General features: G+C 37.4%; 10 protein-coding genes. 6 read left to right on the top strand and 4 right to left on the bottom strand.

Going from position 1 to position 14,397, the window contains the following annotated elements:
• Positions 1-117: 117 nt before the first annotated feature.
• Positions 118-5,424: an AAA family ATPase gene (locus tag H0U71_06495; protein ID MBA2654698.1), complete on the top strand. Its 5,307-nt coding sequence runs from the start codon at positions 118-120 to the stop codon at positions 5,422-5,424.
• 12 nt (positions 5,425-5,436) lie between these two features.
• Here H0U71_06495 and H0U71_06490 read toward each other — a convergent pair whose 3' ends face one another.
• A complete protein-coding gene (locus H0U71_06490) occupies positions 5,437-7,074 on the bottom strand; it encodes an ankyrin repeat domain-containing protein (GenBank protein ID MBA2654697.1) in 1,638 nt (545 codons plus the stop codon).
• A 262-nt stretch (positions 7,075-7,336) separates the two neighbouring features.
• Here H0U71_06490 and H0U71_06485 point away from each other — a divergent pair, with 262 nt between their 5' ends.
• The 4 genes from H0U71_06485 to nudC all read left to right on the top strand — a co-directional run bounded on the left by H0U71_06485 (position 7,337) and on the right by nudC (position 10,935).
• Positions 7,337-7,888 carry a type 1 glutamine amidotransferase gene (locus H0U71_06485; GenBank protein ID MBA2654696.1) on the top strand — a complete coding sequence of 184 codons (552 nt, stop codon included), beginning with the start codon at positions 7,337-7,339 and terminating at the stop codon, positions 7,886-7,888.
• Between the two features lie 423 nt (positions 7,889-8,311).
• Positions 8,312-8,899 (top strand): hypothetical protein, encoded by a 588-nt coding sequence (locus H0U71_06480; GenBank protein MBA2654695.1) that lies wholly within the window; start codon positions 8,312-8,314, stop codon positions 8,897-8,899.
• A 531-nt stretch (positions 8,900-9,430) separates the two neighbouring features.
• Positions 9,431-9,901 (top strand): NUDIX domain-containing protein, encoded by a 471-nt coding sequence (locus H0U71_06475; GenBank protein MBA2654694.1) that lies wholly within the window; start codon positions 9,431-9,433, stop codon positions 9,899-9,901.
• A gap of 227 nt (positions 9,902-10,128) precedes the next feature.
• Positions 10,129-10,935, top strand: a complete 807-nt coding sequence (nudC, locus tag H0U71_06470; GenBank protein ID MBA2654693.1) for an NAD(+) diphosphatase — start codon at positions 10,129-10,131, stop codon at positions 10,933-10,935.
• 108 nt (positions 10,936-11,043) lie between these two features.
• Here the strand turns inward: nudC and H0U71_06465 are convergent, their stop codons facing one another.
• The 3 genes from H0U71_06465 to H0U71_06455 form a co-directional block, all read right to left on the bottom strand.
• On the bottom strand, positions 11,044-12,447 hold the full coding sequence (locus H0U71_06465) for a DHA2 family efflux MFS transporter permease subunit (protein MBA2654692.1): 1,404 nt from the start codon (positions 12,445-12,447) through the stop codon (positions 11,044-11,046).
• Between the two features lie 160 nt (positions 12,448-12,607).
• Positions 12,608-12,898 carry a hypothetical protein gene (locus tag H0U71_06460; protein ID MBA2654691.1) on the bottom strand — a complete coding sequence of 97 codons (291 nt, stop codon included), beginning with the start codon at positions 12,896-12,898 and terminating at the stop codon, positions 12,608-12,610.
• Between the two features lie 210 nt (positions 12,899-13,108).
• Positions 13,109-13,531: a DUF2000 domain-containing protein gene (locus H0U71_06455; protein ID MBA2654690.1), complete on the bottom strand. Its 423-nt coding sequence runs from the start codon at positions 13,529-13,531 to the stop codon at positions 13,109-13,111.
• Between the two features lie 108 nt (positions 13,532-13,639).
• Between H0U71_06455 and H0U71_06450 the strand changes: the two genes are divergently transcribed.
• Positions 13,640-14,203, top strand: a complete 564-nt coding sequence (locus tag H0U71_06450; GenBank protein MBA2654689.1) for a helix-turn-helix transcriptional regulator — start codon at positions 13,640-13,642, stop codon at positions 14,201-14,203.
• The last annotated feature ends 194 nt before the right edge of the window (positions 14,204-14,397 follow it).

Here is a 14,397-nt window from a genome sequence, read left to right as displayed (position 1 = left end):
TAATAATAGTTTAATCAATGCTTTAAGCTTCTATTGCGTGGCAGTTTTACTACTATAATTAGAGATATGTCTTTGTATGATTTCAGAGAAATACGTTAACAGGTTAGTGGTGATAATGTGGTGCATATAAAAGGTTATAACATAGTAGAAAAACTCCACGAAGGGCCTACTGTTGTCGTTTACCGCGCAACGCGATTAGAAGATAATAAAAAAGTCATCCTTAAGTCGCTTATGGCTGAACGGCCAGACCCAAGAGATTTGGAAACATTGCAGCATGAATATCTATTGCTGAAAAAATTAGATTTGCCCGGAATTATTGGTCTTGAAGGCTTAGTGCCTAACCAGAATTCCTTAGTGTTAGTCTTGGAAGATATTCAAGGCATCACCTTAGCGGAATTCTTAAATGCCCGTCCTATTAATTTAACTAACTTTTTTTATATTGCTAAGCAGCTAGTTGATGTAGTGGATTCTCTACACAAACACAACATCATTCACAAAGACATAAACCCTTACAATATCATCATAGATCCCGCTACATTAACGACTAAACTCACAGATTTAAGTTTGGCAGTAGAAATATTTGATAAAGTCGAATCTCAATTAAGTCCTTATGTCTTAGAAGGCAATATTGCTTATATATCTCCTGAACAAACGGGAAGAATGAATAGAACACTGGATTATCGCACCGACTTCTACTCTTTGGGGGTGACTTTTTTTCAAATGCTGACAGGAGAATTGCCCTTTAAAGCCAATGATCCTATAGAATGGGTGCACTGTCATATTGCTAAAATACCTCCCTTAGTTTCGGTTGTTAACTCACAAATCCCAAAAATGCTGTCGCTCATTGTGAGTAAATTATTAGAGAAGATTCCGGAAGACCGTTATAGCTCAACGACTAGCCTGCGTCTTGACCTAAACGAATGTGCGCAACAATGGCAGTTGAAAAGTTTAATCGAGCCTTTCAAACTGAGACAGAATATTTCTTCTGAACATTTGTATATTTCACAAAAACTTTACCATCGAGATCAACAAATTGAATCCTTATTAAACGCCTTTGATCGTGTTAGCGATGGCAGCTGTGAATTATTGTTAGTGACTGGCTATTCAGGTATAGGTAAGACATCACTTATTCAAGAAATTCAAAAACCTATTGTGCGTCAGCATGGATACTTTATAAGTGGTAAGTTTGATCTTCTGCAACGTAGTGTCCCTTACAGTGCAATAATACATGCCTGTCAGTCTCTAATAAATCAACTGCTCACAGAGCCAGATTCCCGGCTAGCTTCTCTGCGAGATGAAATCATGGCCGTCCTAGGTATTAATGGCAAAATTATTGTTGATATATTACCGGAATTAGCATTGATCATCGGACCACAGCCCCCCGTCGTCGAATTACAGGCTGCTGAGGCTCAAAATCGATTTACCATGGTTTTCGAGGATTTTTTCCGCATTTTTATCAGTGCTGATCATCCCATGGTTATATTTTTAGATGATCTGCAATGGGCTGATCATGCTTCACTACAACTTATGGAAAATATTTTAACGAATATCAAAAGCAAATATTTACTGGCGATTGGGGCATATCGGGATAACGAAGTAAAAGCCGACCATTATTTACTAAAAACGATAAAAGACATAATGGAAGTGGGCATTCCGGTACATACGCTTAGTCTGTCAGATCTTAATGAGTCTGATGTAGAAAACCTGGTAGCCGATACATTAAACCAGGCTGTTGATGAAGTTAAGCCTCTCGCTAAATTAATTTACTATAAAACTCACGGCAATCCCTTTTTTATCAACCAAATTCTTAAACTACTGCACCAAGAAGGTGTTCTGAATTTTTCTTATGAAACCAATAAGTGGGAATGGGATATTAATCAAATTGAACAATTATCTGTCACAGATAATGTTGTTGATCTAACTATTACACGACTACAAAAATTACCTGTAACTACTCAAGAAACATTGAAGTTGGCTGCCTGTATTGGTAACCAGTTTGATTTAACTACACTCGAATTAATTGGTCAAGAAAACGCCCAGATCCTTGCTGAAGAATTAATTCCTGCATTAAAAACGGGTTTGATTAAAAAAATTGGAACGTCATATAAGCAAGTTGAAATAGGGTCAGTCGAATTTAATGATCACGACATTATCGACAAGATAGACTATCAATTTATTCATGACCGGGTGCAGCAGGCTGCCTATGATTTAATCCCTGAATCGGCGCGTAAGCAAACCCATTTGCGCATAGCAAGGCTCTTGTTAGAAAGATATGAGCCTCAAGACATGGAAAATCACCGCACGGTTTTCGAAATATTACAACACTACAACAAAAGTTTAGATTTAGTGAGTGAACGAAAAGAAAAATTAGTGGTGGCGGCTCTAAATCTAACAGCATCTCAAAAAGCTAAACGTTCCATTGCTTACCAGCATGCGCTTAGTTATGTTTCCTCTGCCATTGAATTATTAGATGAATCATATTGGCAGAGTGATTATCAGCTTTTATTTGATCTCTATCGTGAACGTTCAGAGAGCTCTTATTTAGCCGGGAACCATGAAGAATCTGAACAATATTTTGATGTTTTGCTTGCACACGCCAAGACGAATCTAGAAAAGGCGGATATCTATACTATAAAAGTTATTCTCTATGCTAACCGTCATCAGCATGAAAAATCATTAGCAACAGGTATTGATGCCTTGAAATTACTTGGAATTAAATTACCATTACACCCCACTTATCACATCATCAAAGATATTCTTAAAATTAGTATGAAGCTTCTTTTTAAAGATATCGAAAATCTTGACCAAGAATTAAAAGAAGCTACCGATCCTGCCATAATTGTTGCAAGTCATGTGTTAATGGAAATGGGTCCTGCTGGATATATTGCAAATCCACAATTACTAGCATTAATGGCTACAAAAAGAATATTAATTAATTTGAAAGGGGGGTATTGTCGCTATTCAATCACTGCCTATATGACCTATGCCTTGATTGTAATGACTCGCCTCAAGAATTATAAGCAAACATTTGCCCTAGTTGAATTAGCTGGAAAACTAGCAAAAAAACAAAATCATTTACCCACCTTGTCACGATATTATACAACCTATGCTTTGTGGTTTGCTCATTGGCGCCATCCCTTCTCAGAGTGTATCAAACTTTGCAAAACTGCTTATCGACTTTCTATAGACTCGGGTGACACACTATTTGCTGGATATGCTCAAGTAGTGCACATGGCTTTGTATTTTACCAGTAACAAGCCGCTGTCTGAAACACTCAATATAGTGGAAGAAGTTGACGAAACACTGTACCGAGCCCAAGACGTAGGGTTTTATCGATTTGGTATCTTCTTCAAAGCGCTGATTCTTTATTGGCAAGGTGAATCTAATTTAACCATAAAAAAAATTGGACAAATGATTGAGGCGCCTTTCGAATCAGAAGCACGGACTATTACCTTAGGATGCTATGAGTTGTATGCTCATTTGCTATTTGTTTTTGGACATTATGAGACTGCTTTAGAAAATTCAGTTGCTGCGTATAGTTTGCGGAATTATTTTTTAGGTGTTGTGTGGAATCAAGATTTGTATGCGATCTACGCGCTTAGTATTGCCCAATGTTATAAAGATGCTTCAAGTGCTAAAAAGAAAGCATTTAGAAAAACGTATAAGCAGCTTTTAAAGAAAGTGCGGGAATGGTTTTTAGTTCAACCTGGAAATATTGAACATAAATATTTACTCATGTTGGCAGAGTGGGCGCGTCTCGAGGGCAATGCTACCGAAGCAGAACAGATGTATGATAAAGCAATTGAGTCAGCGCAAGAAGGCGGCTTTATATACTTTGCAGCAATCGCGAATGAATTGGCTGCAAAATATTATTTAAGTGGCAATAAAACAAAATTTGCTAAATTATATTTGCAAGAAGCACATTATAATTATCTGCGCTGGGGTGCTTTAGCAAAAACTGCCTCCCTAGAAAAAGAATATCCAAATTGGTTATTTACCCAAAAAACCAGCCCAGAGTTAGGTGTTGATTCAGTTTCTTTAAGGGATTCTATTTCCTCCAGCACTATGAACCCCTATATATTAGATTATATTTCTGTGTTGAAAGCCACACAGGCTATTTCTAGTGAAATTATCTTAGATAATTTATTAAGAGAAATGATCCACATCATATTAGAAAATGCTGGAGCTGAGCGAGGGGTCATCTTACTTGAAAATGCGGGTAATTTATTTGTGGCAGCTGAAGGATATGCGAATCGTGAAGAAATCATTCTCCAGCAGGGTGTTGCTATAACCGATAGAGATGACCTGCCCATTAAGCTGATAACTTATGTCAAAAATAGTCAGGAGGAAGTGATTTTAAGTAAGTCAGCTCAAGACAGTGGCAGGTTTATGAATGACCCCTATATTTTAACTAAAAAACCCAAGTCACTGCTCTGTATGCCAATCAAAAAGCAACAAACCTTAATAGGGATTCTGTATCTTGAGAATGATCTCATTCAAGATGCGTTTAGAAAAGATTTACTCCAAGTATTAACCTTGCTGTCCACACAGGCAGCAATTTCTTTGGACAACGCTCGACTTTATGCTGCCTCTGAACACTTTGTGCCGCATGCATTTTTAGATCAACTGAATAAAAAAAGTTTGGTCAGCGTCAAAATTGGCGACAGTATTTCTTGCGAGCGCACTATTATGTTCTGTGACATACGTGGTTTCACCAATATTTCTGAACGAATAAAACCGAGTGAAGTGTTCAAATTTGTTAATAATTTTTTTGGCGAAATGGAACCCATTATTAGCCAGTATAGAGGCTTTATTGATAAATATATTGGCGATGCAATTATGGCATTATTTGGCAATCCAGACTCTGCTGTTCAAGCTGCTATAGCGATGAAACACCAACTATCGGTATTTAATAAGGAACAACAAAGCCAAGGTGGATTTTCAATTGATATCGGAATCGGTATTAACACAGGAGAGTTGATATTAGGCATCATTGGTAATGAAACACGAATGGAGGGGACCGTTATTGGCCACGCGGTTAACACTGCATCACGAATTGAAGGGCTTACTAAGGAATATAAAATCCCTCTTATCATTACGGATAATACCGTCAAAAAATTAATGTATCCCCAGCATTATGCGTTGCGACAAATAGATGACGTCATTATCAGAGGGCAAACAATTCCTATTGGAATTTATGAAGTGTGTGCGATTGATCAGACAGTGGTCCGCAACCATAAACTCAAATACCAAGAAGTATTTAATGAAGCTAGAAAGTTATACCAACAAAACCAATTTCAAAAAGCTGAAGAGTTGTTCAAAAGTTGTTTGAACCCCAATATTCCTGACCCTGTGGTTAACGTTTATATTGAAAGATGTCTTAAAGGTCTTGAAAATTCAAATACGATTAAAACTATCAATTGAGCTTCCTTCTGATTAAGGTCTCACAATTATAACGGGCCCTTGGTCATTGTTTTCAGGGGCGGGAGGAGTATTCTTAAAGAAGTTAGTGCAGGGAACTCTGCTTCTTCGGCTGTAATATAAATAGAGTAGCATCAAATCAAGTACAATTGCGACAACACCTAGACTTAAGATGATATTAGCTGTTTCATGACTTTTGCTAGATTTAGCGCTGACTTTGACAGCCACTCCTAATAAGAGTGTAGTTATTGAGCCTGCTGATAGTGCGCCGGTGAAAGCATCTGTTACCTTCCCTTTGTATGTTCCATAATAGCGCTGATATAAACTTAGATCACCTCCAATAGCAGGATGATCCAAAAGGGCTTTGGACTTTTTGCTGAAATTACTAGTGCTATGTTTATGTTTAATTGAAGCTAACATTTCTAAATTCTCAGAGATTTTTTTATCGTATTTGTTACCCACTAATTGAGAGTTTGTGCTTATGATCGATTCAATCATCGAAATAGATTCATCATAGGTTCGATAGGCGAGACCCCACGCTTGTTCTTCCCTATTCATCTCTTGATACAGATGGCTTAAAAGGCCTGTTATTATGTTAGTATTATCTACTTTAGCGTTTAAATTGAACTTATTTTTTATCAGGTAATCGATAGATTTAAGACGATTATTTATTGCGGCACAATAGAAAAGCTGGTAATGGTCTGTCTCTGTTAACTGATCTGCAACAAGTGGATGCAAAATTTTGAAAGCTTTAATTTTTCCTTTTCTTATTGCGTAATGCAAAGGCAACCAGCCATTTTCATCTCGTCTAAGAGGTGGGAATCCTTGGTCTAAAAGATCGCGTAATTTTTTTATGTCTCCAGACTCGGCTACCACATGTAATAATAATGTGGTTTTTAATCTTTCAGTGCTGACTTTAGAAGATAGCAAGTTGAAGATTTCTGAATTACCTGCAAACGAAGAGGGTATGAGTTTAAGGATGTCATCATTATTTAGGCTTTCAGTAGACTCAAACAATCTATTAAAGGAAATGGTGTCATTATACTCTATCGCCCACTTTAATAAGGTAATTAATACATCCTTCTGCACCGGAAGAAGCTGTATTTTGTCGAATAAAGTATTTTTTAATTTACTTGCATTCAATATAAATGCAATTTCTATTGCGCTTTTAATTTTGGTGAGATTCAACGCGGAATTGTTACGTTCTAGATCTAAAAGTCGATAGATATTTCGTAATATTCTATCGGCCTTTATGGGTCCTAAACTACCATAAGGTTTTAGTTGTACATGCGGAATAATTATTTGTTTAATTTCTTCTGGAAGATTAACTTGGTCTACAATCAATCCAAGTTTGTTTGCACGTTTCCATGCCATCATTTTTAATGAAATAATATCAATTTTTTGCAGCGGCAACGGAAGTTTTTTGTGGTGATTTCCTTTGCCTATCCTTTTCTCTAAGACTTCAAGAAAATGATGTTTGATTGAAAGCAGTTCATAATCACCCTGATCATAGCCTGAAATTAATTTTCTATTTTTATTGCATAGCTCATCAAGTTTTTCTTTCTCATCAAAAGATAAGTTGGGTGAAATAAATTTTTTATTTAATTTCGGAATAGTATATTTGATGATAAAACGTTCGAGTATTTCTAACATATCTGTTCTCTGGCGATGGCTGTGGAAGGCGCGAATAATATACTAAATTTATCGCAAAAGAAATAAGATATATTTTTAATTCATTTTTTTCGCCACCTATTGCAAAAATACTGCATTTTTTAATGTAATTTTAAGCTTATACGTAGCTTAGAGATGATTAATTTATCGAATAAACAGAGCCAAAATATTGTTCATCAATTTTGGTAAGACGATCGAATATTTGCTAAGCTTAAGTAAGAATTAATTAAGTGTTGGAGCTACCATGAATAAAGCATTAGCAGGATTTAAAGTTGCGATTTTAGTTACTGACGGCTTTGAGCAAGTTGAAATGACGGAGCCTAAAAAAGAACTGCAAGCTGTCGGTGCAGAAGTTTTTATCGTCTCCCCAAACAATGAAAAGGTCAAAGGGTGGCAGCATACCAAGTGGGGTGATGAATTCGCTATAGACGTTAACCTCGAACAGGCCAGTCCTCAAGACTACGATGCGTTGCTATTACCGGGCGGGGTCATTAATCCCGATAAATTACGCATTAATGATCATGCCATCGAATTCATTGCCCATTTTGTTAAAAATAACAAACCTATCGCAGCTATCTGCCATGGCCCTTGGCCGCTCATTAATGCGAACGGTGTTAAAGGCCATACTATGACATCATGGCCGTCTCTCAAATTAGATCTAGTAAATGCAGGAGCACAGTGGGTGGATAAAGAAGTAGTAGTGGATGATATGTTAGTAACAAGTCGTAAGCCGGATGATATTCCTGCTTTTAATGAAGCAATGATAAAATTATTTTCACAAGCACCAAGCAAGTGATAATTTTTTTTGTAAGACATATGGAGGAGCTGGCGTCTTGGAATAGCTTATTGACTAAAACATGACAAGTGATGGTTCCTTCATTGGTTCCGTAATCACAACTTATGGGACGATGGTAATGGTAAATAAATACTTTTTGACCGTTCATCATCGGTATATGGCTATGCTTTGCGAAGCACTAAAATCATTTTTTAAAGACGGCAAGGTGCCATTTAATCCTATGCGGAGTCCCACTCTATATTTATTTGGTATTAAAAAAGATATTACAAGGGACTGCGAAGAGATAATGAATACGGCGAGGATAGTGGAGGAGATGAAAAACACTCTAGGCTCAATTTTTGAAAGCATAGAAGGTAAGTTCACATTTATAATAAATTTACATACACCGGGAATTTTAAAACTTCTAAACTTGCGACTTGTCTGTTGGATACATACAGTGACCGTCTCATTAATGAAAATATTTTCAATACTGTTGCTCAGTTGTTATGTATGAGCAGGGATCCTGAGGCTGCTAAACCATTTTTTGCAAACCCACAACGAAAACGTAAGAACGATGATTTACTAAGGGATTGTTTAGATTTATTCGTACAAAAACTGTTAATTTTAAATGTTAAGGGTGATGTAGATGTAGATGTGGGTCCAAAAATATTTGAGATGATTAAGTATTTATTTGAGTTAGGAGTAGATTCTCGATTGCAGAGCATCTTAACGGACGAAGAGTGTAGTCTTATCATGTATTTGTGGGATCATATCACTAACAAAGGCGTCAACGATGCGGTACGAGAACCATGTCTTAAAGCAATAGCGTTGATGTGCATTCATGAACCTGCAAATGAACAAGAATTAAGAGATGACTGGAAAGAGGAGGCATCCAGCAATGGTTGGCCTCAAGATGGGGAAAACCTAAACCCTGAGATGCTTACAAACAATATAGCTTATCGATACAAGGTCAAAGTTGAAGAATATATTGAGCAATTTAGAGCTGGTCTCACTTTAAAATTAGGCCATTAATACTTCCGCTAATTTCCAGCGTGTTCCTATAAGGAGGGGCATTCCTCAATTACTATTTTGGAAGCCGTTTGCCTTGAAAAGGTCTTAATTCCTATCTGATAATTTCCGATATGTTTCAATATTTTCGGAATGACCGCTTGAAACTGACTATAGCTAAAGCGCGCCATGATTAATGATTGCAGACTATTAATCTACTGGATGAGCTTTACTCACAACGTTGTGTAACAAGCTGAGTGGCCCATGTGCTTTTATAAATTTCAAGTAAATCCGATTGGAATGCCACCCTTTTTATGCATAACCATCTTAATAAATTCAAAAACTTAACAATATAACGGAGAAGTATACCTCCTTGGACAATAAGGGTTACATCTTGAATTAGCGGTTTTGGAAGATGCAATGGATGAGCAGATTATTTGAGAGGTGATCCTATTGCTTGACCCCTATTGCTCCTTGTACTATTTAATGATTACTGTAGTTACATAGGGAATGTGAAATGTTCAAATCCATAGATACCATTATTAGGTGTGGCTTATGAAAAAAATCATACGTTTTTTTTACAAATGGGCGACATATTTGCTATGTAAAATTAAATCCGTATTGGGAGTGGTCACCCTTGGTGCGCGTGCAATTATCCTAAATCAGGATAACCAAATACTACTGGTCAAGCATACTTATCAACCACATTGGTATTTACCAGGAGGCGGCGTTAAAAGAGGTGAATCAATTAAAACAGCTGTTTTACGCGAGCTCCGAGAAGAGGTAGGTATAGTCACTCAACAAGAGCCAGAATTATTCGGCATTTATTTTAACACTTATTTAGGGCAAAACGATTATCCCGTAATTTTCGTGATAAAAAATTATTCTATCGAGGAAGTAGATTCTCCTGAAATCGAGGCAAAGGGTTGGTTTGATTTTGAAAAATTACCGGCGATGGTTAGTCCAGGCACTCAGCGGCGATTAAGTGAGTATTTTTCTAATTCTGTACGTTTAGATACGTGGTGATATTCGAAAGATTAATTTCAAAAAACCCCAGTGAAAACAGTAGTTACTTCATAGAGTTCTTTATAACCACTGCAAAAATATCCTTTGTCTTTAATTCCTGCCGTTAATTTTATACCAATTGTAAGCTGTTAGTTTTATTGCTATGGGGGGGGCATAGATGAATCACTTGCCTAAATACAGAAATTATTTTATGGTTAAACGGTCTGTCTTTAGATGAGGTATCCTCAATGCTCTCAGAAAATGATCATTGTTTATTTTTTTGGGATGACAAATTATTAACGCAACAGAAAGATTTAAATTGCGTCATTCCCCTGGGTGAAGTAAAGCATGATACCTGCTTGGGTATCACACAAGAGAATTATTATTTTCTGGGTAATTTTGAAAACAAAACTATCTATGTTGTAAATTTGCATTCGTCAATAAAAATTAATACCCACCATCTCTTCCTCCCGGCTCGTGATCTCCTGACCACAGTGGAGGGAGAGAGGTCTAAATTAATATTACGTGCCAAACAACTGATAAATTGGCATCGCTCTTCTCTTTATTGTGGCAGTTGCGGCTCTCCCACAACAATAAGTAGCATAGAAATTGCTAAGATTTGCACGCACTGTCAAAAAATTATTTACCCTGCTAGCTTTCCAGCTGTCATTGTTCTAATTGAGCACGGAGATAAGATTCTTCTAGCAAGATCACCTCATTTCCCTAAAGGGGTATACAGCACCTTAGCAGGTTTTGTTGAAGCTGGAGAATCCTGCGAAGAGGCGGTCAAACGAGAAGTGCTAGAAGAAGTAGGTATTATAGTGAAAGATCTTAAATACTTTGGTAGTCAATCATGGCCTTTTCCAAATTCATTTATGGTAGGATTTAAAGCACACTATGAAAGTGGCCAGATGTGTATAAATGATAAAGAACTAGAGGATGCTCAATGGTTTAGCAGAGAGGCTTTACCGAATCTTCCTCCTCCTGCAAGTATTGCAAGGCATATGATTGATAGTTTTCTTGTGAAAAATAATTTAAATTCCGCTCAAAATTGAACGTCATAGCCAACCAATCACTGTGGGGTGTGAATAGTTACGTTTTATTCAAGCGTAACTTAAATTATGGCAGGGCAGCTACCTTCAAAATAAGAAACCATCCTTGCTTTAACTTTCATTTTCAGATCCTGCAAGCAGCATTTGCTGGCCATCATCAGGTCTTAAACTAATGAAAATAAGCGCTGACAATAGGGTAAGTAAACCCATTGAAAAAAAAGTTTGATGAAACACGGTGGGTGTTAATAAAACCTGTTTTAACTGTGAAGAATGATATCTAAGCAATATCGCTCCAACAGCAACACCTAGACTTTGTCCCAACACTTGGGCTGTACTTGTTATAGGGGTTGAATTACTTAATTCATCCCGGCTAATCTGTGAGAAAGCAAGAGAATTCATCGCTGTGAATTGTGATGTGATAAAAATGCCGAGAATAAAAGTTAAACTAGCTATGGTATAGACTGAGGTATGTTGGTTTATTATCGCAAACGAAAATATAGTGAATGCGACTAACGTGGTGTTCAATAATAAAAAATTTTTATAACCCATCAGTTTTAGAATTCGTAACCCGAAGAGCTTTGAAAAAATAATACCAAATGCCATAGGTACTAATAATAATCCAGATAATTGCGCGCTGAAGCCTAATCCCATCTGCTGTAATAATGGCAGCAAAAATGGCATGCCGCCAAAACCTAATCGTGAGAAAAGATTTCCAAAAACTGAAATTCGAAAAGTTCGAATACGAAATAATTCAATATTAATAACGGGATGGTCATATCGTTTGGCATGAATTATAAAAATAATTAACATGACCGCCGCAATCGTTATCATCGCCCACGAGGCATGCAGATCAATATCTGTTTCGCTCATTTGGGAAAGTGAAAAGCATAACATGGCTAAACTGCCACCAAATAAAATAAAACCCCACATATCAAAAGGTCGCTCTTTTTTTTGTGCGTCATCTCTTAAAAAATACACAGAAAAAATTATGGCAAAAATTCCCACGGGAATATTCACCCAAAAAATCCACGGCCAAGAAAAATTATCTGTGATAATACCCCCTACAAAAGGCCCTACCATTACTGCAACCGAAACCACAATAATCACAGCATTCATAGCTGACACTAATTCGTGACGCTTAAATGTACGGGCTACGATTAACCTTCCTAATGAAATCATGAAGGCACCTCCTATCCCCTGAATACTGCGCGCAATAACCAGCTCCATAAGGGTGTGGGCGTATCCACACCAAAATGAACTTATCGTGAAGAGACCTAAAGCAGCGATAAACACGCGCTTAGTGCCATACTTATCGGCTGTCCAGCCACTAATGGGAATAAAGATAGCCAAGCTCAGCAAATAACTGATCAATGCAATTTTTAAATTAATAGGGTTCACTTGAAAACTGCGTGACATCGCTGGAATTGCAGTATTAATGATATTCGAATCTAATACATCCATGAACAATGCTAGGGAAATGATAAAGAGGGTGGCGCGTTTTGTTAATAAGTCCATCTTGTTTCTTTAAAGTAGTTAACGTCTTAATATAGCATTTTGATAATAGCTTACCCCGAAAGTGGTATTGCATCTTCCTCCTCGGGTGTTCACAATAAACAGGATACAGGTTTCCAGAGATTACACTATTATCCTGGTTTGGTGACAAGTGCAACTGGTGTTAAGGTTTAGGCCCAGATTGAGCAATAGGCTCAACGTCTTCAAGGTTTTTTATTTTTTCGATCTGACTGGGAGGAATAACGATATTAACAAGGCCTCTATGTTGTTTGGTTTGAAACTCGACGTCATTCTCCTTGAGAAAATTATTAACATCATCAAGCTGACCTCCTGGAGGAATTTTCACAAACAATGCAGATTCTGAGGAGTAATCCCACGCTAAATGAGTTTTTGAGTTTAATATTCCTATAGCTATCACCTGTTTAGAAGGTGGCTTAATATGTGTAGGTTTCATAAGTTTCTCCAAATGGTTAGCATAGTTATAGCTTTTATTAATAAATTATAGTTTAAGTTGCCATCCCATTCTATCTGGAGAATATTTTTTTCTCCTTATTGTCATCTGTTTTAGAAAAATATTCCTCACTTATTAGCAATGAAATGTAGCCTGGATGAAGCGCCAGCGAAATCCGGGTTCTCCCTTCTCTATAATGCCCCTCACACTTTTTTATCGCCACAGAGAAAACTTACGGGTGAGCTCAGTTACCTGATCCCAGTCCCCAAACAATACAATTCCATAATAGATAAGGTCTTCATCTTTGACCTGCAATGTCCTTGCAATTTGTTCTTTATAAGTTCCCACTGTCATTGTATCAGTGAAATCATTGAATATTATCTTACTGGCAATCGCTTCATTGCGTAATTTTTTAATCTTGTTTGAGTTTTCGGACAGAATAATAAATGGGATTTCCGAAATGAAGGGATGTAAGCCCCCATCTGCATCTTCATAGTCTGTTAAGCGCAATTCTGCTTTACCAATCGCTGAGCCTAAACCAATGCACATATGTGCTAAAGCATTCATCACTTTGCCCGTCTCAATGCTTTTATTTAAGACAGCGACCAACTTATTTTTAAATTTCTCTTCTGACATTTTTGTACCTCCACGATTATCACTTCACAAGTCGTGCGTTATAACGCATAATTAAGATAGTATCACTGTGCGTTATTGCGCACAAGTTTATTATTTAAAGGGTCAGTTGTGAAAGATATTTATAAGCATATTTCCCTAACATTAAAGGCCTTACGCAGAGAACGCGGTTGGAGTTTAGATAAAGCAGCGGAAGAAACTGGAGTAAGTAAAGCAATGTTAGGGCAAATTGAGAGAGAGGAGTCTAGCCCCACCATTGCAACTTTATGGAAAATTGCGAGCGGTTTTCGTACTTCTTTTTCTTCTTTTATTGAAGAGATTGGCACAGAGTTTGATGAACCTATCTATCGAGCTGGGCAACCACGGCGTATTCATCCCAGTGATAAAAAAATACGTGTAATGCCCTTATTTCCTTTTGATAAACAATTAAATTTTGAAATTTATATCATTGACTTGTTACCGGGATGTGAACATTTATCGCCGCCACATAAACACGGAGTGATTGAGCATGTCATTGTGGTCGAAGGAAAAATGGACGTTTTAGTAAATGGCGTTTGGCAAGTTTTAAATAAGGGCGAGGGATTAAGGTTCAATGCAAATCAACCCCATGGTTACCGAAATACAACCACAAAAATTGCCTCATTTCACGATATGATTCATTATCCCAATAATTAATACATCCAAGCTACGAGATCGTAACTATTAAGCTGAACGTTCGACGTCGCGACTCCCTTTCCCGTCGTCCTGCGACTACCTCTACGTGGTCCGCGACTACCCTTCCTGTCGTCGCCCCGTGATTCCCTATCCACGTCGTCCCGCGACTTGATCGCGGGATCCACGTCCGAGGCTGGATCCCGCGATCAAGTCGC

This window comes from Gammaproteobacteria bacterium (genome assembly GCA_013697705.1).
In the GTDB taxonomy this organism is placed as follows: Bacteria; Pseudomonadota; Gammaproteobacteria; order UBA6002; family UBA6002; genus UBA6002.
This window is presented reverse-complemented; position numbering and strand designations above follow the sequence as displayed.